21 protein-coding genes and 2 tRNA genes are annotated in these 22398 nt (G+C 52.3%); 3 read left to right on the plus strand and 20 right to left on the minus strand.

Features of this window, described 5'->3' with window-relative positions; all coding sequences use genetic code 11:
• Positions 1–3: 3 nt before the first annotated feature.
• From CSR02_RS07965 to CSR02_RS08025, 13 genes are all read right to left on the minus strand, one after another.
• A complete protein-coding gene (locus CSR02_RS07965) occupies positions 4–645 on the minus strand; it encodes a complex I 24 kDa subunit family protein (RefSeq protein WP_099541193.1) in 642 nt (213 codons plus the stop codon).
• Entirely contained in the window at positions 642–1922 is a 1281-nt protein-coding gene (locus CSR02_RS07970; RefSeq protein ID WP_099541194.1) for an NADH-quinone oxidoreductase subunit D, read from the minus strand. Before CSR02_RS07970 ends, CSR02_RS07965 begins: the two co-directional genes overlap by 4 nt.
• Positions 1922–2581 carry an NADH-quinone oxidoreductase subunit C gene (locus CSR02_RS07975; RefSeq protein WP_099541195.1) on the minus strand — a complete coding sequence of 220 codons (660 nt, stop codon included), beginning with the start codon at positions 2579–2581 and terminating at the stop codon, positions 1922–1924. Before CSR02_RS07975 ends, CSR02_RS07970 begins: the two co-directional genes overlap by 1 nt.
• Positions 2574–3134 carry a NuoB/complex I 20 kDa subunit family protein gene (locus CSR02_RS07980; protein ID WP_006116559.1) on the minus strand — a complete coding sequence of 187 codons (561 nt, stop codon included), beginning with the start codon at positions 3132–3134 and terminating at the stop codon, positions 2574–2576. Before CSR02_RS07980 ends, CSR02_RS07975 begins: the two co-directional genes overlap by 8 nt.
• An 18-nt stretch (positions 3135–3152) precedes the next feature.
• Positions 3153–3518 carry an NADH-quinone oxidoreductase subunit A gene (ndhC, locus tag CSR02_RS07985; protein WP_042787504.1) on the minus strand — a complete coding sequence of 122 codons (366 nt, stop codon included), beginning with the start codon at positions 3516–3518 and terminating at the stop codon, positions 3153–3155.
• Positions 3519–3750: 232 nt separating this feature from the next.
• A tRNA-Val gene (locus CSR02_RS07990) sits at positions 3751–3825 on the minus strand.
• A gap of 86 nt (positions 3826–3911) precedes the next feature.
• Positions 3912–4199, minus strand: a complete 288-nt coding sequence (locus CSR02_RS07995) for an HU family DNA-binding protein (protein WP_003624117.1) — start codon at positions 4197–4199, stop codon at positions 3912–3914.
• Between the two features lie 143 nt (positions 4200–4342).
• A complete protein-coding gene (gene lon / locus CSR02_RS08000; RefSeq protein WP_099541196.1) occupies positions 4343–6865 on the minus strand; it encodes an endopeptidase La in 2523 nt (840 codons plus the stop codon).
• Between the two features lie 198 nt (positions 6866–7063).
• On the minus strand, positions 7064–8329 hold the full coding sequence (clpX, locus tag CSR02_RS08005) for an ATP-dependent Clp protease ATP-binding subunit ClpX (protein WP_042787506.1): 1266 nt from the start codon (positions 8327–8329) through the stop codon (positions 7064–7066).
• 120 nt (positions 8330–8449) lie between these two features.
• Positions 8450–9112, minus strand: coding sequence for an ATP-dependent Clp protease proteolytic subunit (locus CSR02_RS08010; RefSeq protein WP_019088390.1), 663 nt, complete (start codon positions 9110–9112; stop codon positions 8450–8452).
• Between the two features lie 174 nt (positions 9113–9286).
• Complete coding sequence (gene tig / locus CSR02_RS08015) at positions 9287–10621, minus strand: trigger factor (protein WP_099541197.1); 1335 nt, start codon at positions 10619–10621, stop codon at positions 9287–9289.
• 88 nt (positions 10622–10709) lie between these two features.
• Positions 10710–10794, minus strand: a tRNA-Leu gene (locus CSR02_RS08020).
• Positions 10795–10831: 37 nt separating this feature from the next.
• A complete protein-coding gene (locus tag CSR02_RS08025) occupies positions 10832–12307 on the minus strand; it encodes an NAD(P)H-hydrate dehydratase (protein WP_099541198.1) in 1476 nt (491 codons plus the stop codon).
• Positions 12308–12467: 160 nt separating this feature from the next.
• On the opposite strand from CSR02_RS08025, the gene CSR02_RS08030 reads away from it, so the two are divergent.
• The 3 genes from CSR02_RS08030 (at position 12468) to CSR02_RS08040 (ending at position 16323) form a co-directional block, all read left to right on the plus strand.
• The gene (locus tag CSR02_RS08030; protein WP_099541199.1) at positions 12468–12923 is read left to right on the plus strand and encodes a hypothetical protein; all 456 of its coding nucleotides are present in this window, start codon (positions 12468–12470) and stop codon (positions 12921–12923) included.
• A 182-nt stretch (positions 12924–13105) separates the two neighbouring features.
• Positions 13106–15016: a DEAD/DEAH box helicase gene (locus CSR02_RS08035; protein WP_099541227.1), complete on the plus strand. Its 1911-nt coding sequence runs from the start codon at positions 13106–13108 to the stop codon at positions 15014–15016.
• A gap of 8 nt (positions 15017–15024) precedes the next feature.
• Complete coding sequence (locus CSR02_RS08040) at positions 15025–16323, plus strand: class I SAM-dependent RNA methyltransferase (protein WP_099541229.1); 1299 nt, start codon at positions 15025–15027, stop codon at positions 16321–16323.
• Here the strand turns inward: CSR02_RS08040 and CSR02_RS08045 are convergent.
• From CSR02_RS08045 to sufB, 7 genes are read right to left on the minus strand one after another with little or no spacing between them, the layout of a single operon-like run.
• Entirely contained in the window at positions 16277–16645 is a 369-nt protein-coding gene (locus CSR02_RS08045; RefSeq protein ID WP_042787511.1) for a HesB/IscA family protein, read from the minus strand. The two genes, CSR02_RS08040 and CSR02_RS08045, sit on opposite strands and share 47 nt — an antisense overlap.
• A 25-nt stretch (positions 16646–16670) precedes the next feature.
• On the minus strand, positions 16671–17159 hold the full coding sequence (locus tag CSR02_RS08050; RefSeq protein WP_099541200.1) for an SUF system Fe-S cluster assembly protein: 489 nt from the start codon (positions 17157–17159) through the stop codon (positions 16671–16673).
• Entirely contained in the window at positions 17146–17598 is a 453-nt protein-coding gene (gene sufU, locus CSR02_RS08055) for a Fe-S cluster assembly sulfur transfer protein SufU (protein ID WP_099541201.1), read from the minus strand. Before sufU ends, CSR02_RS08050 begins: the two co-directional genes overlap by 14 nt.
• On the minus strand, positions 17595–18842 hold the full coding sequence (locus CSR02_RS08060) for an aminotransferase class V-fold PLP-dependent enzyme (protein WP_099541202.1): 1248 nt from the start codon (positions 18840–18842) through the stop codon (positions 17595–17597). The genes sufU and CSR02_RS08060 overlap by 4 nt, the downstream gene beginning before the upstream one ends.
• A complete protein-coding gene (gene sufD / locus CSR02_RS08065) occupies positions 18842–20104 on the minus strand; it encodes a Fe-S cluster assembly protein SufD (RefSeq protein ID WP_183172610.1) in 1263 nt (420 codons plus the stop codon). The genes CSR02_RS08060 and sufD overlap by 1 nt, the downstream gene beginning before the upstream one ends.
• Before the next feature lie 17 nt (positions 20105–20121).
• Positions 20122–20892, minus strand: a complete 771-nt coding sequence (gene sufC / locus CSR02_RS08070; protein ID WP_042787515.1) for a Fe-S cluster assembly ATPase SufC — start codon at positions 20890–20892, stop codon at positions 20122–20124.
• A gap of 13 nt (positions 20893–20905) precedes the next feature.
• Positions 20906–22396, minus strand: a complete 1491-nt coding sequence (gene sufB, locus CSR02_RS08075) for a Fe-S cluster assembly protein SufB (RefSeq protein ID WP_003624092.1) — start codon at positions 22394–22396, stop codon at positions 20906–20908.
• Positions 22397–22398 lie beyond the last annotated feature (2 nt).

Here is a 22398-nt window from a genome sequence, read left to right on the forward strand (position 1 = left end):
CTCCTATTTCTGATCCGAGGATGATGCCGATGTTTCCAGAAGGGTTTTTCTGCCCCCTTCTGGTGCTGAGCACATACGGTTGATAGCGGGCCCAGCTTCTGGCCTACGGCCTGCACGCAAATCTGCAATCAGTGCCTCTGTGCGCGGCCCATCCATATCTTCGTAGTAATCATCATCAACTTGCAGAATTGGTGCATTGGCACATGCGCCCAGGCATTCCACTTCTGTCAGGGTAAACAGGCCATCTGCACTGGTTTCACCAAAATGATGGATACCTGTAGCTTTACGGCATGCTTCTGTTACCGCATCCGAACCACGCAGCCAGCATGGTGTGGTTGTGCAAACCTGCAGATGATAGCGGCCAATCGGCTTGGTATTGAACATGGTGTAAAAGGAAGCCACTTCATACACCCGTATTGGCGCCATTTCTAACCTGCGGGCAATTTCATCCATTGCCACAAGGGGTATCCATGCGCTGCCAGTTACGCGGCCCATTTGGCGCTGCGCAATATATAAAAGCGGCATAACCGCACTTGCTTTGCGTTCTTCAGGGTATTTTTTAAGAACATTTACAATTTCTGCTTCAGATTCAGCATCAAAAGCAAAGTTATCCGGTTGTTCTGCCGGAGCCCAGGTGGTGTTCATCGGTCAACCTCCCCGAACACAAGATCAAGCGATCCGATAATGGCCACCATATCCGCCAACATGCCGCGACGAGACAATTCATCAATGGCCTGAAGATGTGCAAATCCTGTTGGACGAATTTTGCAGCGATACGGCCGGTTACTTCCATCAGCAACCAGATACACCCCAAACTCCCCTTTAGGACTTTCCACTGCTGTATAGGTGGCACCGGGGGGTACGTGATACCCTTCGCTAAACAACTTGAAGTGATGAATAAGCGCTTCCATGGAACGCTTCATTTCTGCACGCGGGGGCGGACTGAATTTAGGATCCTGCACCTTTACCGGTCCAGGGCGGATTTGATCCAGACATTGCTCAATAATCTTGACGCTTTCACGCATTTCCGCAACGCGCACCAAATAGCGATCGTAACAATCACCCTGTCGCGCTACCGGAACATTGAATTCAACCTTATGGTAGTTATCATAGGGCTGGTTACGCCGTAGATCCCACGGTACGCCAGAAGCACGCAAACAGGGGCCACTAAAGCCCCATGCCAACGCTTGCTCTGTTGTAAATACGCCAATACCGACTGTACGCTGTTTCCAGATACGGTTTTCCGTTAACAGCCCCTCAAGTTCATCAATCCATTTCGGGAACTCTTTAGCCCATACACCAATTTTATCTTCCAAACCTGCGGGAACATCGCGCGCAACCCCACCTGGTCGGAAATAATTGGCATGAAAGCGTGCGCCAGATGCCGCCTCGTAAAACTCCAGAAGTTTTTCGCGCTCTTCATATCCCCACAAAGCGGGCGTTACAGCACCGCAATCCAGCCCCATAGCTGTAAGATTGAGAATATGGTTAAGAATGCGCGTTATTTCGGCAAACATAACGCGCAACCACTTGGCGCGTTCTGGAATATCAATGCCCAGGAGCTTTTCCGTTGCCAGTGCAAAAGCTTGCTCCTCGCACATTGGAGAAACATAATCCAAGCGATCAAAATAGGGCAAAGCTTTCTGATAGGTTTTGTATTCTATCAGTTTTTCTGTACCACGATGCAAAAGCCCGATATGTGGCACCGCACGCGCTACGACCTCGCCTTCCATCTCCAGAACCAGGCGCAACACACCATGTGCAGAAGGATGCTGCGGCCCGAAATTTAGCGCGTGAGAATCAATTTCCACAATCTTTCGTGGTTCTTCTTCCGCTACCGTTTCAGGCACCAAGCTTTCCGGAATATCTGTACGGAGTACAGTATCTGCTGTTTCGATAAAGGTATTTTTCAATTCAGTCATCAGCCGGACCTCTTCATGCCCTGTCTGACCTCATGCGCTTTTTCGTCTCCCGGCAAGGTCAGTATGCCTTCCCACGGGGAAACAAAATCGAAATCCCGAAAATCCTGTGTCAGGGAAACAGGTTCTTTCACAACCTGCCTACGCTCCACATCGTAACGGACCTGTTCATAGCCCGTTAGCGGGAAGTCTTTGCGCAGAGGATGTCCTTCAAACCCGTTATCTGTAAGAATGCGCCGCATATCTGGTTGGCCAGAAAAAATCACACCAAACAAATCATAACACTCGCGCTCCCACCATGTGGCGCATGGCCACAGATGATGCACGGAAGGCACGGGAGCAACTTCATCTGTTTGCACAATCACCCGGATACGATGGTTATGTGTGACAGACAGCAGATTATAAACAACATCAAACCGTTGTGGCCGTTCGGGATAATCCACCCCGCACAAATCCATCAATTGTTCAAAGCGATATGAAGGATGATCGCGCAGCAATTCGAGAAAATTCAATAAGTGGTCACGTTGTATACGAACAACCAACTCACCTTTTTCTACTGCCGCATAAGAAACAGCAGGCAAAGTTGCCATAAAGGTAAAGGCCATGGCAGCCAGCCGCCCCTCAAGACGACCCTGCCGAGGATTTACTGGAAGTTCAGCCACGGAGAATGGTCCCTGTCCGACGTATTTTTTTCTGAAGCAGCATGATGCCGTAGATCAAAGCTTCTGCTGTAGGTGGGCAGCCCGGCACATACACATCCACAGGCACAATACGGTCACACCCCCGCACCACAGAATAGGAATAGTGATAATAACCACCCCCATTGGCACAGGAGCCCATAGAAATAACCCAGCGTGGTTCTGCCATTTGTTCGTATAACCGCCGCAACACTGGAGCCATTTTGTTGGTGAGGGTACCAGCAACAATCATGACATCTGATTGGCGTGGAGAACCACGCGGAATAATGCCCATTCGGTCCAGATCGTAGCGTGGCATGTAAGCGTGAATCATCTCCACAGCACAACATGCCAAACCAAAGGACATCGGCCACAAACTTCCTGTGCGCCCCCAGTTCACCAGCTTATCCAGATTGGCAACAACAAAACCTTTTTCGGCCAAAACCCCTGTAATGCCGCGTACAACAGCATCCTGTTCTGGGCCTGGCGGAAGCGCTTCGCGGTTCCATAACACCGCATCCTGCTGGTTGGCTGTCATGGTTGTATCTCCCTCACCTCAATCCCAATCCAGCGCGCCCTTGCGCCATTCGTATAAAAAGCCAATGCCCAGCACGGCTAGAAATCCAAGCATGGAAAGAAAACCAAACAGCCCAATGCGCCCAAGACTGATGGCCCATGGGAACAGAAATGCCACTTCCAGATCAAAAATGATGAACAGGATGGCAACCAGATAAAAGCGCACATCAAACCGGCGGCGTGCATCATCAAATGCTTCAAAACCGCATTCATAAGCTGACAGTTTTTCGGAATAAGGTTTTTGGTGGCCGCTTAGCAGCGCCATACCCAACATGGCTGCGGCAATAATAACCGACATGCCGCCAAACACGAGAACTGGCGCGTAATCACCAAGAACAGACTGCATGGTGTGGTTCCTGCACATGTTAAAGCCGCAGTGGCTTTTTGTTTCATGTGGCAACCCTAGCCTCAACCTTATGCGCACGCATATGCACGAACGCGTTGGGTGTGGGGCACTTTCTTGTGAAGGCCAAATTTTTGAAGAGAATTTTGCGATCAGAGAAAAGTCTGATCAAAAACACACACAGGCAGCAATGGAACTTAATCCATTGTGCATGTGGGTTACCATTTGGGGAAAATGGTGGGCAATGACGGGATCGAACCGCCGACCATCTCGGTGTAAACGAGACGCTCTACCGCTGAGCTAATTGCCCGCGCCCTATGTGCCATAAACAGAAAAGGCCGACAACCCCTTTTTTTGAGATTGTCGGCCTTTTTCAGAAAAAAGTTTCTGACGGAATTAACCGCTGACAGCATCCTTCAGCGCCTTGCCCGGCTTGAAGCGGACAGAGGTAGAAGCAGGAATATCAATTTCTTCACCCGTACGTGGGTTGCGGCCTTTGGCAGCCTTACGGGTTGCGGTCACAAACGTGCCAAAACCCACCAAACGCACTTCCTGCTTTGTGGACAGGGCCTTTTCGATCGCACCAAACACGGCATCGACCACTTCACCGGCTTTTGCCTTGGGCAGATCAACAGCCTCAGCCACAGCTGAGACGAGTTCCTGCTTGTTGAGCGGCTTCTCCATCCTTACGCCTTTCTATTTCTTATATCTGTCCGGAACGGCGGGCGGGCTTTTCGTCCGCCTGTCCGCTACCTGAACGCACTATGAAGCCGTTTTCCGCTACGTCAACCAAGCAAACGCAACTTCCTCGCCTCCTACCCCTCTATTCAGTGAGGTAACACCGGAAGAGCGGATTCTCCACCACCCGCAGGTAGCGGATCTGGCACATCTTCCCACTCAATCGGCTTAGGCTGGCGCACAAGTGCACGCGCCAGAACTTCATCCACATGAGAGACTGGAACGATTTCCAGTTTCTTCTTCACGTTTTCAGGGATTTCCGTAAGGTCCTTCTCATTTTCCTTGGGAATGAACACTGTACGAATACCCGCCCGCAGGGCTGCAAGCAGCTTTTCCTTCAGGCCACCAATGGGCAGCACACGTCCACGCAACGTGATTTCACCCGTCATGGCCACATCCCGACGGATAGGAATACCAGTCAGAACGCTTACCAAGGATGTGACCATAGCCACACCGGCAGAAGGGCCATCTTTGGGAGTCGCACCTTCTGGCACATGCACATGGAAACTGCGCTTGTCGAACAGGGTTGGCACAATGCCAAAGCTGGTTGCCCGACTCCGCACAAAGGAGAACGCAGCAGAGATGCTCTCCTTCATCACGTCACCCAGCTTACCGGTTTCAACAATACCGCCCTTGCCCGGCACCATAACACTTTCAATGGTTAGGATTTCCCCGCCCACTTCTGTCCATGCCAGACCGGTTACAACGCCCACCATATCTTCTGCTTCGGTTTCCCCATAGCTGAAGCGCCGCACGCCGGCATATTTCTCCAGATTTTTGGGCGTAACAGAAACTTTTTTGGCTTTACCGGTGACAATTTCCTTCACGGCCTTACGGGCAAGCCATGCAAGCTCACGTTCCAGATTACGTACACCAGCCTCACGCGTGTAATAGCGAATCAGATCCCGCACTGCGTCATCCGTAATCGACCATTCACCCGGCTTGAGGTTATGGGCCTGTATCTGTTTGGAAATCAGATGGCGTTTGGCAATTTCCACCTTTTCATCTTCCGTATAACCGGACAGACGAATGATCTCCATACGGTCCAGCAACGGCTGCGGCATGTTCAGGCTGTTAGCCGTTGTCACGAACATGACATCAGACAGATCGTAATCTACTTCCAGATAATGGTCTGCAAATGTGCTGTTCTGCTCCGGATCCAACACTTCCAGCAGGGCAGATGCCGGATCTCCACGCCAGTCGGACCCCAGCTTGTCAATTTCGTCCAGCAGGAACAGAGGATTCGAAACTTTTGCTTTCTTCATCCCCTGAATGATCTTGCCAGGCATGGAACCGATATACGTGCGCCGATGGCCACGAATTTCGGCTTCATCCCGCACGCCACCCAGTGACATACGCACATAATGCCGCCCAGTTGCCTTGGCGATAGAACGTGCCAGCGATGTTTTACCAACACCCGGCGGCCCCACCAGGCACAAAATCGGCCCCTTCAACTTCTGGGATCGGCTTTGAACAGCCAGATATTCCAGAATACGTTCTTTAACTTTTTCCAAGCCGTAGTGATCTGTATCCAGAATTTTTTCTGCTTCTGTCAGATCATGCTTAACCTTGGTCCGCTTTTTCCACGGAATACTCAGCAGCCAATCCAGATAATTCCGCACAACTGTAGATTCGGCAGACATCATGCTCATGCCGCGCAGCTTTTTCAGCTCCGCTATAGCTTTTTCGTGTGCTTCCTTGGAAAGTTTGGTTTTGGCAATCCGCTCTTCCAGCTCGGATGTTTCATCCTTGCCGTCTTCACCTTCACCCAATTCTTTCTGAATCGCTTTAAGCTGTTCGTTCAGATAGTACTCGCGCTGCGTTTTTTCCATCTGGCGTTTAACGCGGTTGCGAATTTTCTTTTCAACCTGAAGAACATCAATCTCTGCCTCAATATGCGCAAAAACCTTTTCCAGTTGCGCCATCACTGTGGGCGCTTCCAGAATTTCCTGCTTTTCCGCAATCTTGAGGTTCAAATGGCTGGTCACAGTATCTGCCAGCTTTGCCAGATCACTGATCTGGTTCAGAGACACCAGAACCTCGGACGCAATCTTCTTGTTGAGCTTCATATACTGCTCAAACTGAGACACGATGGAACGCCCAAGCGCTTCGGCTTCCGGCCCTTCCGCCGGTTGCTCTGGCATATCCTCAATATCAGCCTCGAAGTGCCCTTCCACTTCGTGCAAGGTTTTGACGCGAACGCGCTTCACCCCCTCCACAAGCACCTTTACGGTGCCATCCGGCAGTTTCAGTAACTGCAAAATGGTTGAAAGCGTGCCAACCCGATAAATATCATCGGCCGATGGATCATCCTGCGCAGCGTCCTTCTGAGCAACCAGCAAGATATGACGGTCATCTTTTGTGACCGTTTCCAACGCTTTTACGGATTTTTCACGCCCAACAAACAAAGGCACGATCATGTGTGGAAACACGACAATATCGCGCAGCGGCAACACGGCGACATGTACCGGAGCCTTGGCTTCCTGAACTTCCGGCTCTGCTGCGGTTTCTACAACTGTCGTGGTTTGAGGCGTGGCTTCTGCAGCCACTTCCGGTTTGGTTTTTGTTGCAGCCCGACGTCTGCGTTTCACTGGTTTTTCGTTATCAGCCATGATGATGACCTCCTGACAAGGACGATCCGGAAACGGCACCCGCCTTGCGGCATACCTTATTCCGTACAAGAGCCAACGCGGTGAAAGCTCCTTTGTCCATCCTTATGTCGTTATTCACAGCGTTTTACACAATGGGACAGTGACAAAAACAGCGCTGGAGCAAGTGCCGCCAGCGCTGTTTTGTGAATATTGCCCAACTCAAGCAGACTGTTCTGCCGGGATTTCTTTCTTTTTCCCGTAGACATAGACCGGACTGGCCTTGCCTTCCGCGACATCCCGGTTAACCACCACTTCCTCTACATTTTCGAGGCCTGGCAGATCGAACATGGTCGACATCAGGATACTTTCCAGAATGGAACGCAACCCACGGGCACCTGTCTTACGCACAATAGCGCGATCTGCGATGGCCTTGAGCGCATCGTCCGTAAAGTCGAGCTGCACATCTTCCATCTGGAACAGCCGCTGATACTGCTTCACCAACGCATTTTTAGGTTCAGTCAGAATCTTGATAAGCGCAGCTTCATCCAGATCACCCAACGTGGCAATAACCGGCAGACGCCCGATGAATTCCGGAATCAGACCAAACTTCATCAGATCTTCCGGTTCCACGTCGTGCAGGATTTCACCTGTCTTGCGTTCATCTGGAGCGCGCACATCGGCGCCGAACCCAATGTTGGTTCCCTTACCGCGAGCAGAAATAATCTTGTCCAACCCGGCAAAAGCACCACCACAGATAAACAGCATGTTGGTGGTATCTACCTGCAGAAACTCCTGCTGCGGATGCTTGCGGCCACCCTGCGGAGGAACAGATGCAACTGTGCCTTCCATCAGTTTCAGCAGTGCCTGCTGCACCCCTTCCCCACTTACATCACGCGTAATGGAAGGATTATCTGACTTTTTGGAAATCTTGTCGATTTCATCAATATACACAATGCCACGCTGTGCGCGTTCTACATTGTAGTCAGATGCCTGCAACAGCTTGAGAATGATGTTTTCAACATCTTCCCCCACATACCCTGCTTCTGTCAGGGTTGTGGCATCCGCCATTGTAAAAGGCACATCCAGAATACGTGCCAGTGTCTGGGCCAGCAGGGTTTTACCAGAACCTGTGGGGCCAATAAGCAGAATGTTGGATTTTGCAATCTCAACATCACCAGCTTTGGCAACCTGTGTCAGGCGCTTGTAATGGTTATGCACAGCCACAGACAAAACCTTTTTGGCTTCGGCCTGCCCGATCACATAATCATCCAGCACCTTGCAGATTTCCCGCGGCGTTGGCACACCCTCACGCGATTTGACAAGGGAAGTCTTGTTCTCCTCACGGATGATATCCATGCAGAGTTCAACACATTCGTCACAAATGAACACCGTGGGGCCAGCAATCAGCTTGCGAACCTCATGTTGTGACTTTCCACAGAACGAGCAGTAAAGCGTGTTCTTGGAATCACCGGACTTCGTATTCATCAGCCCACTCCCTCGATCATCCCAGGCCCCATCGCACCGAGAGCCGAGTCCCAGAACGTGTGTGCCTGCCTTACAGCAGGCGCCTTCCCTATTGTAACAGGAAGATTACTGTACGCCAGATTAAGGATGACTTTTATCCTTCTTGCCTGTTTCTGTCGCCTTATGGTGGCTGATCACCTCATCCACAATCCCGAAAGACTGAGCTTCATGGGCAGACATATACGTGTCACGCTCCAGCTTCTGCTCAATTTCCTCCAACGTGCGACCTGTATGTTCACGGTAGATTTCATTCAGCTTCTGACGAATGATCAAAATTTCACGCGCCTGAATTTCGATATCACTTGCCTGCCCCTGCGCACCACCAGAAGGCTGATGCACCATAACGCGTGCATTCGGCAACGCGAAACGACGCCCCTTTTCACCCCCAGCCAGTAGCAAAGACCCCATAGAGGCTGCCTGCCCAATGCACACTGTGCTTACAGGGCTACGGATGTACTGCATGGTATCATAAATTGCCAAACCGGCAGAAACCACACCACCCGGACTGTTGATGTAAAAAGAGATTTCCTTATTAGGATTCACGCTTTCCAAATACAGAAGCTGTGCAGAAATCAAGGATGCAACCTGATCGTACACGGGACCAGTCAGGAAGATGATCCGCTCTTGAAGCAGGCGGGAATAGATATCAAACGCCCGCTCACCACGAGAGGTCTGTTCGACCACCATCGGCACCAGCGCATTGCTGAAAATCTCAACGGGATCACGATCCCTCATACCACTCATTCCCGTATAAAAAACTGAATCAGCCTTTCTTGCCTTCCTGCGCAACCACAAAAAAGCTCAGGCACTCTGCTTCAAGATAGAGATAAAGTGGAAAGATGCCACCCCGGAAAAGAAAAACATGCCCAAAAAGAATGTCCCGCCAGTTCACACTGGCGGGACACGGCCTTTTTCTTATTAGATATTCGCTGGTGGAATATCTGAAAGTTCCTCTGGTGTGACCTCTTTATCCGTCACTTTGGCCAATTCTATCAGGTAATCAACAACCTTATTTTCAAAGATTGGCCCCCTGAGAGATTCTGCCGCCTGCGGATTCTTCTGGAAGAATTCGAACACCTGCTTTTCCTGCCCCGGGTAGCGCATGGCTTCTGCCCGCACTGCACGGCCCAGCTCATCTGGTGTCACCGTAATATTGTTCTTACGGCCAATTTCAGCCAGAAGCAGACCCAACTTTACGCGACGTTCCGCAATTTTGCGGTAATCAGCGCGCAGGGTTTCTTCATCTTTATTCTTGTCTTCGTCATCAAGCTGACCGGTTTTACGGTCTTCTTCAACACGTGCCCAGATCTGGTTGAATTCTGCATCCACCATGCCTTCTGGCGCGGTGAAATCCGTTTTCTTTGCCAGCTCATCCAGCAGCTCACGCTTGATACGCAGACGGGAAAGCTGATCGTATTCGCCTTCAATCTGCTTACGAATCAGATCTTTCAGCTGATCAAGGCTTTCAAAGCCCATCTTCTTGGCCAACTCATCATCAATCGGCGCATCAACTGGCTTCTTGATCTGCTTGGCTTTGATATCGAAGGTGGCTTCCTTGCCTGCCAGCTCGGTTGCGCCGTAATCTTCGGGGAAAGTTACCGTAATAACTTTTTCTTCACCCGGCTTCATACCTTCAATCTGCTCAGCAAAGCCCGGAATAAAGCCTTCGCCGCCGATTTCAACGTTCACATCTTCAGCAGAACCGCCTTCGAAAGGCACACCATCGCGCTTGCCAACGAAATCGATCGCAACCACATCACCTTTAGCGACGGGGCGAACTTCTTCCACCACTTCAAAGGTGCGACCGCGCTTGGCGATATCTTCCAGCACCTTGTTGATGGCTTCATCGCTCACATTTGCCTTCAGGCGTGTCAGCGTCAGGTCGGACAGATCCGGCACAGCAATTTCTGGCAGAATTTCTGCTTCAACCGTAAATTCCAGATCTTTTCCATCATCGGTCTGACCGGAAACCAGATCTACCTTGGGCTGACCAGCAGGGCGGATGCCACGTTCATCAAAAACAGTACGCAGCGCATCAGATACCGTCTGTTCCAGAACTTCTGCCCATACGCTTTCGCCGTAACGCTGCTTAGCCAAGGAAACAGGCACCTTACCAGGGCGGAAGCCCGGCAGGTTCAGGTTTGCTGCAACTTCCTTCAGCCGCGCATCACGCTTGCTGGCAATTTCCGCCGCTGGAACTGTTACGGTAAAACCACGCTTCAGCCCTTCGGAAAGGGTCTCGGTAACCTGCATCGGTCAGGCCTTCCTTTCGGTACAAAACTCAAACACCCGCTACGCAAAGGCCGTCGCGGACCAGGACGGGAGCATGACAAAAATAAATTGGTACGGGTGGAGGGACTTGAACCCCCACGACTTGCGTCACCAGAACCTAAATCTGGCGTGTCTACCAATTCCACCACACCCGCGCATAATGCTCACCGTCACGAGTTGGGTGGACTTAACTCAAACCTGCGCCCTCGGCAAGATGCCCATGTCAGAGTTCACCCTCTCTTTCTGCATATGTGCTGCTTTTTCTCGTGCAGCACCCAAATGAAGGTCCAAATCCTCTGCCACAGGCCACGGACCAGCCTGCTGCCCTGCCTCTCCATGCAGCCACACACCGGCACATGCAGCCTCCCACACAGGCATACCTGCGGCCAACAAAGCCGCAATCACACCTGAAAGTGTATCCCCCGAACCAGCGGTCCCTAAGGCTGCGGTAGCATGATTATTGATTGCCAGCCGCCCATCTGGCGCTGCAATCATGGTGGAAGCACCTTTAAGAACTACAACAACCCCAAGCTGCCGGGCGGCCTGCCTGACATGTTCTGGCGGATTGCTGCCTACTGGCCCAAATACCCGGGTAAACTCGCCAATATGCGGCGTAATAACCGCTACACCCTTAAGCTTTTCAGGGTCACCGGCCGAAGCACTTAAAGCCCCGGCATCTGCCAGCACAATTTTTCCCGTTGCCAGCAAAACGGGAAGCGCGGATTGCACTTCTGCTTCTGTCAAACCGGGGCCACAAACCCATACATGGCGGCGTTTATCTTCCAAAAGTGTCGGTAACGATGCGTCATCTATAATAAGGCCGGGAGCCCCCAACCTATAGGCCGCAGCACCTGCCCCGGCAGCTATACGCACCAGCCCTGCTCCCGCTGCGCGTGCTCCCCCGGCACATAAACGTGTTGCTCCTGGCATGGATTCGCCCGCACAGATACTCACGACTCCGCGCGTATATTTATGGCTCTCCGGCCCAGGAATCGGCAAATGCCACAAACCGGGTTCATTCCGCCATGTGGTGGGGGAAACCTGATCAAGCGCGGTTTGCGGAATTCCAATATCTGCCAGAATCAGACGCCCAAAAAGCTCCCTACCCGGATACAGCAGATGCCCTGGCTTAAATCGGCAAAAAGTGACCGTCATGGCTGCCTGTGGGGCATACCCACGCACCAAGCCTGTCGCACCATCCACACCTGATGGCATATCAACCGCAACAATTCGTCGCGCTGCTTGCAAAACTTCAGCAGACAGACCGGAAACATCCCGGCTCAACCCTGCACCAAATACGGCATCTACTACCAGATCAGCACGCGCGGCTTCTTGCGCTGAAAAAGGAACACGCACGCCATGGAAACGGGATGAAGCTTCTGCAGCAGCGCCTCCCGGTTTGGGGGCGACCATTTCCGCCACAGCAACAGGCCAACCTGCTTCATCAAGATGCCGTGCAACCACATATCCATCTCCCCCGTTATTGCCGGGGCCACACAGCACAAGAACACGTGCGGGCTTTTCATACCGAAAAATAGCGCGGGCCACTGCACGGCCTGCATTTTCCATCAACACGGAAACAGGCACACTCTGTGCTGAAATATAATCAATTTTCCCCATTTCATCAGGAGAATAAACGCTCAGAAGAGAAGGATATATTGTTGCCATACTAGGCCTCCGCACACAGAGCAGTCGATGATGTGTGCAAATATAGCCCCTTGCGCAGCGTCCGTCCCCTTGGCAATCAGGCAGCAGACAAGCGTTGGACGATTACCCCTTCCCGCCCCGCGCCTTCGTTTTCCTGCATTAACGCCAAGCGGAGTTCAGCATGCCCCATTCCATTCTCTGGAGCCTTGTTCTCACCCTCCACCTTGTCAGTATTATTCTGTGGATTGGTGGTGGGGCTTATGCCGTTATTATCTTGCGCCCCAGCTTGCGCCTGCTGGATACAACACAGCGTAACTCCGTACATTTACAAACATTAGCCCGCTTTTTTAAGGTTTTAACGCACGTTATTCCAACTGCGCTGATTACCGGCTGGCTGCTGATTATCCATGAAGGCGGCTTTGCCAATGCTCCATGGACAACCAACCTCATGCAGTTGCTGGGCATTATCATGGCCGTGCTGTTTGTTATGATGTACACAGGCCCGTATCAAAAAGCTCGGCGCTCCATCCGCCCACAACCTTCTGTATTCGACTCCATTCGCTCCCGCGTGCTGCTTATTGTGGCGCTGGGTATACTGGCTGTACTTTCTGCCTGTCTTGGCCATCCTTTTGCCTAAGAAACAGCACAACATGTTGGCAAAAACTTGATTTCATGGCCAAACAGCTTTATCGGAACAAACGCCTGACCGGGTACAAGACATGAATCGGTGCCTCAGCCATTTTGTTTGAGGCACCCCGCATACGGGCAGGCTCTTCAGCCAGTGCTGACAACAGACAGACCTACGGTTCCGAGAGCAGATTGACAGCTAAAACGCCCGCCTCCCCCCGCAAGACAACAACACGTAGCCGCAAAAAAACGGCTGCCCCTGCCCCTGTGAGCACAGAAAATGCCACAGAAGATACGGGCACACCAACCGAAGTACCTGCTGAAGAAGCGGTTGCTAGCAAGGCAAAACCTGCCCCAAAAAAGCGTGTTGTAAGACGACGGAAGCCAAAAGCTGAAAAGGTGGAAAAAGCTGAAGAACCAGCTGCAACGGCGCCGCAAGAGGTAAAAGCAACACCAGAAGCTGAAGCTCCCTCTCCAACAGAAGCCACGGTTTCTGCTGTTGAAGTTGTTGAGCAAGCTCCTGAAGTTGCGCCAGAGCCTACGGCTGAAACGCAATCTGCTCCAGAGGCCCAGACCGAAGAAACTGTTGCCCCAGAGCCAATATCTCCTGAAAAACCTGCCGAAATCACGGTAGAAGCTGCAGAAGATACAGACTCCGTCACATTTGCTGATCTGGAACTGTCCGAGCCCATTCTGCGTGCCATTTCGGACATGGGTTATACGCACCCTACCCCTATTCAGGCACAGGCCATTCCAGCCATTTTGATGGCGCGGGATGTTATGGGTGTTGCCCAAACCGGAACAGGCAAAACAGCTTCCTTCACCCTCCCGATGCTGGAGATTTTGTCCGATTCGCGGGCACGGGCACGCATGCCGCGTTCCCTTATTCTGGAACCCACGCGTGAACTGGCGTTACAGGTTGCAGAAAACTTTGTGAATTATGGCAAATACCTCAAACTCAATCATGCGCTTCTGATTGGCGGCGAAAGCATGGCCGATCAGAAAGAGGTGTTGAACCGCGGTGTGGATGTATTGATTGCCACCCCTGGCCGTTTGCTTGATCTGTTTGAACGTGGTGGCCTGCTGTTGAATCACACCAGTATTCTGGTGATTGATGAAGCCGACCGGATGCTGGATATGGGCTTTATTCCCGATATTGAAAAAATTGTCGGGCTGTTGCCACCTAACCGACAGACATTGCTGTTTTCTGCCACCATGGCGCCCACCATCCGTAAACTGGCAGATGCATTTTTGCATTCTCCCAAGGAAATTACGGTTGCGCGGCAATCTTCTGTGGCCACAACCATTACAACCGGCATTGTGGTAGTGGATGAATACAGCAAGCGTGAAACATTGCGCCAGTTGCTGAAAGACCCGGCACTGCAAAACGCCATTGTTTTCTGTAACCGCAAGCGTGATGTAGATATTCTGACCAAATCGCTTGTTAAACATGGTTTTTCTGCTGCAGCGTTACATGGTGACCTCCCGCAGTCTGTGCGCTTTTCCACGCTTGAAAAATTCAAGAATGATGAATTGAAAGTACTTGTGTGCTCAGATGTAGCAGCACGCGGTATTGATATTGGCGGTCTTTCCCACGTCTTCAATTTTGACCTTCCCTTCCATGCAGAAGACTATGTACACCGCATTGGTCGTACTGGTCGCGCCGGGCGTGAAGGTCATGCCTACAGCATTGCCACCCCGTATGATAAAGCGCTGGCCGAAGCTATTGAAAAGCTGACAGGCAAAGAAATTCCGCGCATGACGCTGGAAGGCGTAAAGCAGCTTGAATGGTCGGATGAAAAACGGCCACCAGCAGGGCGCGCACGTAAGGCACGCACTCCTCAGCGCGAGCGCGAAAATACCACCCAAATGCGCGAACAACCGCAGGATGCCAAACCTCAGCAGGCACCGCGCCCGGAACGGCAACCAACACGGAATACACGCTACTCGCGGGATGAGATCCCACCAGCACCTGGCGGAGACGTGCAAGGCTTTGGCGATATGGTGCCCGCCTTTATGCTTCTGCCGCGCCGGAGTTCTGTAAGACCTGCTTCACCAGGAACAGACACTGCTGCTGAATGTGCCGCAGACGCACAATCCTGAACATATCAGTGACTGAAACCTACGATACAGATGTTCTCTATCTGGCAACGCAAGGCGATGGGGCCGTGCTTACGCCAGATGGGAACAAGGCTTATATTCCACAAACACTTGCAGGTGAGCGTGTTCGTCTGACTAAAAATGCAGACGGAAAATGGCAACTTGCTCAAGTTCTTCAACCTTCGCCAAATAGGCAAACACCACCTTGCACCTTGTTTGAACGCTGCGGTGGCTGCACGCTGCAACATATAAAACCCGCTACCATTTTACAGTGGAAAAAAGCGACAGTTCAGCATGCTTTACAAAAAGCCGGGTTTACCAACCTTCCAGCATGTTCTGCCCAGCAGGTGCAACAGCATACGCGCCGCAGGGCAGATCTGGCTGTAAGGCGCCAGCCTGATGGCATTATCATCGGGCTACACGCACGGAACAGCTCTACCGTTACAGATCTTACTTCCTGCATTGTGCTGCACCCAGACATTATGAAGGCTCTGTCCGCTTTTCGGGCGACACTTCGTAGTCTGAACGCCATTCGGCGCGAAGCAAATTTGCATATCAATTTACTGGATTCCGGGCTGGATGTTCTGCTGCAAACAGACGGCCCCCTTACAGCGCCAGATCGTGTCCGTCTGGCACAATTGGCTACAGACCAGCACATTCCCCGCATAAGCTGGCAACTGATCAAAGATACAGGGTTGCCTGAAGTGGCGGCGCAATCGGGTTCTGTTTATCAGACAATTGCCTCTCACCAAATTACCCCACCACCAGGCACGTTTTTGCAGGCAACAGGTGAGAGTGAAATCTATATTCAGGAAGCAGTTATCAAAAGCTTGCCCGCCAAGCTCAACCGGCGTGATATTATCACCGAGCTTTATGCGGGCTGTGGCACGTTTACATTCCCGTTGGCAGAACGCGCCCGCGTAAATGCCTATGAAGGCTATGCACCCGCCTTGGATGCTCTGAAAAAAGCATCGGGCGGCACGCGTATTAATGCTTTTTGCCGAGATCTGAACCATCAGCCTGTGCTGGCCAAGGAAATCGCAGCTTCAGCTGTAGTGGTGCTAGACCCACCACATGCAGGAGCCAAGCTGCAAATGCGCCAGATTGCACAAGGGCAACCAACCCATATTATTTATGTAAGCTGTAACCCTGCCGCCTTGGCGCAGGATGCAAGCCTGCTGGCCAAGGCTGGGTATACGGTGGAAAATGTAACCGTGGTTGACCAGTTTTTATGGTCTACTGAAATTGAAGCTGTTTGCAGCTTTAAACGTGAAAGCTCTCGCCGCAACCGCAACGGCCTTTCTCGTTAGGGTTGGAAAACACAAAACCGGCTTCCAGATCACCTTCCTGATAATCCATTTCAGATCCAATCAGGTAAAGCGTGGCCTTACGGTCCACCAACAGGGTGATGCCGTGGTCTTTTACCACCTCATCCCCCGCGCCCGGTGCATCTACAAACTGCATGTCATACGCTTTGCCGGAGCAGCCTTTGGTGCTTACAGAAATGCGTAGCAACTGGCCCGCATGTGCTGTGGCATACAAGTGCTGCAACCGGTCTGCCGCAGCCTGAGACACCCTCATAAGCGGTGGAAGCTCCCGCTTTGTGGGAGCAGCAGCCGTTTTCTGAGACATTTTATACCCTCACCTTGTTTTCGGTTCAGAACATGTTCAGCGCAAGACGGGCTTCATCACTCATACGCGACATATCCCACGGCGGATCCCACACCACTTCTACTTCGGCAGATTTCACGCCGGGCACTTTTTCTACTGCTTCCTTCACCTGCACAGGCAGTTCCTGCGCACTGGGGCAGTTTGGGGCTGTCAGCGTCATTTCAATGCGCACGCGGCCATCATCATACAGATCAATTGCATAAATCAGGCCGAGTTCGTAAATGTTTACCGGAATTTCCGGGTCATGCACTGTGGCAATCGCCTCAATCACCGCATCTTCCGAAACAGCACCGGCAGCCTGTGGCTTGGCAGGTTGCTCTGCCCCTTCATCCGGTGTCCAGCTTTCCACTTTTCCGGCTTCATTTCCGGTAGGCGCATGATCAGCATGCAGCACATCGGCAGAAGCCTCTGCTGTGTTAGCTTCCTTTTCTACCTCTGGCAGAACGGGAGCATGCACGTCTTCAGACGTCGGCATGAGAAAGCGCCTCCTTTAACGCAATCCAAGGCAATTCGGCACATCGGATCCGTGCCTTGTGAGACCGCAAAGGCTGGAAAACCTCCAGCGGCCCTAATGAAGTATCCGCCGTTGCTGTAGAAGACCCTTCCCCCACCAGCATGGCAGAAAATCGACCAGACAGACTGACAGCTTGCGCAACATCCAGACCAGAAACCTGCTGTGCCATTAAATCGGCTGCTGCTGCGCAAATGGCGCATCCCCGCGTGGTATGGCGCACACTTTGGATATGGGTTGCATCCAACGCAATATCCACTCGTGTTTTATCCCCACACATGGGATTTTTGCCTTCGCCCTGTACCGAGGGGGCTTCCAACTTGCCCGCATATTGTGGTGCGCGTGCACGCTCCACAATTACACGGTCATACAGGGCATCGGAATCCAGTCCGGTTTGTGTCACACAAAAAATTCCCGAATACGTACCAATGTATCGGCAAGCACATCTATTTCTTCCTGCAAGGTATAAATACCAAAGCTGGCACGTGCTGTAGCTGTTAAACCCAAACGGCGCATAAGCGGTTCTGCACAATGATGACCCGCACGCACGGCAATGCCATTGCGATCCAACAAAGTAGCAATATCGTGCGGGTGCACATCTGCCATGGTGAAGGAAATAACGCCCCCACGCTTTTTGGGGTGCCCAACTACATTTAGCCCCGGAACAGTCGCCAAACGTTCCAACGCATAGGTGGTCAAAGCCTGTTCATGCGCAGCAATGGCATCAAAACCAAACTTTTCCACCCATTCAATGGCGGCACCCAAACCAATAGCCTCTACAATGGCGGGTGTGCCGGCCTCAAACTTATGTGGCACATTAGCCCATGTGGATTTCTCGAATGTCACGGTGGAGATCATGTCTCCCCCACCCATGAACGGCGGCATATCTTCCAACAGGGCACGCCGCGCCCACAAAACGCCAATGCCGGTTGGGCCATACAGTTTATGCCCGGTAAAGGTGTAAAAGTCTGCCCCCAGAGCCTGTACATCTGTCCGATGATGCACCACAGCCTGGCTGCCATCAAACAGCACCAGCGCACCAGTAGCATGCGCCATATCGGCAATCTGGCGCGCAGGCGTAATGGTGCCCAAAACGTTGGACATATGGGTAATAGCAACAAGCGCCACTTTGCCATCAGACAAAAGCTGGCCAAACGCTTCCATATCCAGATCACCGGCATCGGTAATCGGGGCTATGCGCAGTTCAATGCCCATACGGTCACGCAGCATCTGCCACGGCACCAGATTGGCGTGATGTTCCATTTCGGAAATAACCACGGCCTGCCCCGGTGTCAGCAGAGAGCCAAAGGAATACGCAACCAGATTGATGGCTTCTGTGCTGTTACGGGTGAAAACAATTTCTTCCCGCGAAGGTGCGTTCAGAAAGCCCGCAACTTGATCCCTCACAGCTTCGTAAGCCTCGGTCGCACGTTCACTCAGCCAATACAGGCCGCGATGAATATTGGCATACTGATGGTGCATAGTGTGCACCATGGCATTGATAACGGCATCCGGCTTTTGGGCCGAAGCAGCGCTATCCAAAAACACCAGCGGGCGATCGTGCACTTTTTCCGACAGAATAGGAAACTGCTTACGAATAGCAGTCAGATCTAGCCCGGATGTGTCTGTCATAGAAGGATGAGACATTACGCGGCCTTCCTTTCAGCAGAAAAATGGATTGCCAGCATGGCGCGGCAGTATTCCTGCGCCGTTTCATCTTCAATCAGAGAAAGAGCTTCATCCAGAAACGCTGCAATTAGGATATGGCGGGCCTGTGCCTCTGGCACACCACGGCTGCGCATATAAAACAGTTGATCATCATCCAGCGCACCCACGGTTGCCCCGTGGCTGCAACGCACGTCATCCGCGTAGATTTCAAGCTCAGGCTTGGCATCAATTTCTGCGTTTTCAGAAAGCAGAAGCGCCTGATTCATCTGATAGCCATCAGTTTTCTGGGCAACCTGCTCAACCAGCACCTTGCCTTGGAAAACACCTCGTGCATGACCATCCAGCACATTCCGCACTGTCTGGCGGGAAATGCAGTCCGAAGCAGCATGGGTGATGACGCTGGTAATATCCCCTACCTGATGGTTAGCAAGGTTTTGCGCACCATTTACATGCAACTGAGCATGTGGCGCATTCAACCGTGCATGCACTTCATGCCGAGACAACAGGCTACCCAAACCAAGGGCAAAGCTATTGTAAACACCATGCCCTGCGACTTGCACATAGGTTGTTGCCAACGCTATGGCCTGCATACCTTCGGTCTGCAAAGTGGTATGATACAGTTTGGCGCTTTCCCCCACCGTTACTTCCGTAACCGGATTATGGAAATACGGCCCAACGCCAGCACTGAGTGACAACAGGCAGAGACGCGCTCCTTCTTCCAGCACTACGCTATGGCGTGGATGGAAGGAAATGGCCGTATCACCCGCAACACCCAAGGAAATCAGCAGCATACGCCCTGCATCCACGCCTTTGGCAACGTGCAGTATGGCACCATCTTCCACCAAAGCCGTGTTCAGCGCGACCAGCGGATCTCTGTCCGGGCTAGCCTGTACATCTACTGTCAGGCTCTTTTGGCTGAAAAAGGAAACATCCATACCTTCTGGCAGAAGGCTAAGGTCTTTTACAAACCGGCCATTTACAAACACAATGCGCGGCAGAGTCTGCACAGCATCATGCTGGCTAAGCAGGTTATCCAGCAGGCTTTTTGCCTGTGCAGCATCATATTGCGCTGGTGGGGCCTGAAATTCCTGTGCCGACAACGGGCGCAGGCTGGTATATTTCCATGCCTCTACATGCCTGTCTGGCAGGCCGGTTCTGAGCAGTGCGCCAATGGCTGCTTGCCGCTCTGCCCCCTCAACATCGTTCAGGCGTTGCGCGAACGAAGACAGAGGGCCGCTCATATCTTTGCTGATCGCGTTCACGCCGCCTCCGCCAGAAATTTGGTGTAACCTTCCTGATCAATCTTCTTGGCCAGTTCCGGCCCACCAGAAAGAATGATCCGCCCTTTGGCCATAACGTGAATGCGGTCTGGCACCAGATAATCCAGCAGCTTCTGGTGATGCGTAATCACCAGAGCAGAGAAATCTGGTGAGCGCAGACGGTTCACCCCTTCCGCCACAATACGCAGGGCATCCACGTCCAACCCACTATCGGTTTCATCCAGAATGGCGAAGGATGGCTGAAGAAGTGTCATCTGCAACACTTCATTGCGCTTCTTTTCACCGCCAGAGAAACCGACATTGACATTACGCTTGAGCATATCCGGCGCCATGGAGAGAGACTTGGCGGCCTCACGCGCCATTTTCAGGAACGCAACAGCATCCAGTTCTTCCAGCCCACGGGCGCGACGCACGGCATTTACTGCCGTACGCAGGAAGTTGGCGTTATTGACACCCGGCAACTCGATAGGAGACTGGAAGGCCAGAAACAGGCCAGCCGCAGCGCGTTCTTCCGGCTCCATAGCCAGCAGATCCTGCCCCTTGAAGGTGACAGAGCCAGCCGTGACTTCATAATCCTCACGCCCGGCTAGAACATAGGAAAGGGTGGATTTGCCGCACCCGTTTGGCCCCATAATAGCATGCACTTCACCCGGTGGGATGGTGAGATCCACACCGCGGAGGATCTGCTTTTCCTGCCCATCGGCATCAATCCGGGCGCACAGACCGGAAATTTCCAAAAACTGGCTCATGTTCTGTACTCCCTTAACCCACGCTGCCTTCTAGGCTGATCTGCAACAGTTTCTGTGCCTCTACGGCAAATTCCATTGGCAGTTCCTTAAGAACATCCCGGCAGAAACCGTTTACAATCAGCCCAACCGCGTCTTCTTCAGACAGGCCACGCTGGCGACAATAAAAAAGCTGATCTTCTGAAATCTTGGATGTTGTGGCTTCGTGTTCAATACGCGCTGCCATGTTCCGGCTTTCGATATACGGCACAGTATGCGCACCGCATTCATCACCAATCAGCAAACTATCGCACTGGGTAAAGTTACGTGCGCCAGAAGCCTTGGGCTGCACACGCACCAAACCGCGATATGTACTGTCTGACCGCCCTGCACTGATGGTTTTGGCAATGATGGTGGAACGGGTATTGCGCCCGATATGGATCATCTTCGTGCCTGTATCCGCCTGCTGGCAGTTGTTGGTAACAGCCACGGAATAGAATTCACCCACAGATCCATCACCCTGCAGAATGCAGGATGGATACTTCCATGTAATGGCAGAACCTGTTTCTACCTGTGTCCAAGAGATTTTGGAACGTGCCCCACGGCATGCGCCACGCTTGGTCACAAAGTTGTAGATACCGCCACGCCCTTCCGAATCACCGGGGTACCAGTTCTGCACGGTGGAGTATTTGATGGAGGCATCTTCCATCGCCACCAGTTCCACCACAGCAGCATGAAGCTGGTTTTCATCCCGCATGGGGGCGGTGCAACCTTCAAGATAGGAAACAGAAGCCCCATCTTCCACCACAATCAGAGTGCGCTCAAACTGCCCAGTATTACGCGCATTGATACGAAAATAGGTGGAAAGTTCCATCGGGCACCGCACCCCTTTGGGCACGTACACAAAGGAACCATCGGTAAACACGGCAGAGTTCAGTGCGGCATAGAAGTTATCTGCCACCGGCACCACACTGCCGAGATATTTGCGCACCAGCTCCGGATGTTCCTGCACGGCTTCAGAAATCGGGCAGAAGATCACGCCCGCTTCTTCCAGCGTTTTGCGGAAGGTGGTGACAACGGAAACACTGTCAAACACCGCATCCACGGCAACTGGCGGACGTGCTGTTTCACCTTCTGGCAACTCCACACCTGCCAGCAAAGCCTGCTCATGCAGGGGAATACCCAGTTTTTCGTAGGTTTTCAGAAGTTCCGGATCAACCTCATCCAGAGATTTCGGACCTTCTTTCTTGCGCGGAGCGGCATAGTAATGCGCATCCTGATAATCAATCGGCGGGTAGGAAACCTTGGCCCACGTGGGTTCCTTCATGGACTGCCATTTGCGGAACGCTGTCAGCCGCCATTCCAAAAGCCATTCTGGCTCATTCTTGCGCGCTGAAATCAGGCGCACGATGTCCTCATTCAACCCTTTCGGGGCGAGATCCATCTGAATATCGGTTTCAAAACCCCACTTGTAAGTGGACTGGCCGAGCTTTTCGACCGCTTCACGCGTTTCAGTAACTGCCGGCATGG

This window comes from Acetobacter pomorum, assembly GCF_002738225.1.
GTDB lineage: Bacteria > Pseudomonadota > Alphaproteobacteria > Acetobacterales > Acetobacteraceae > Acetobacter > Acetobacter pomorum.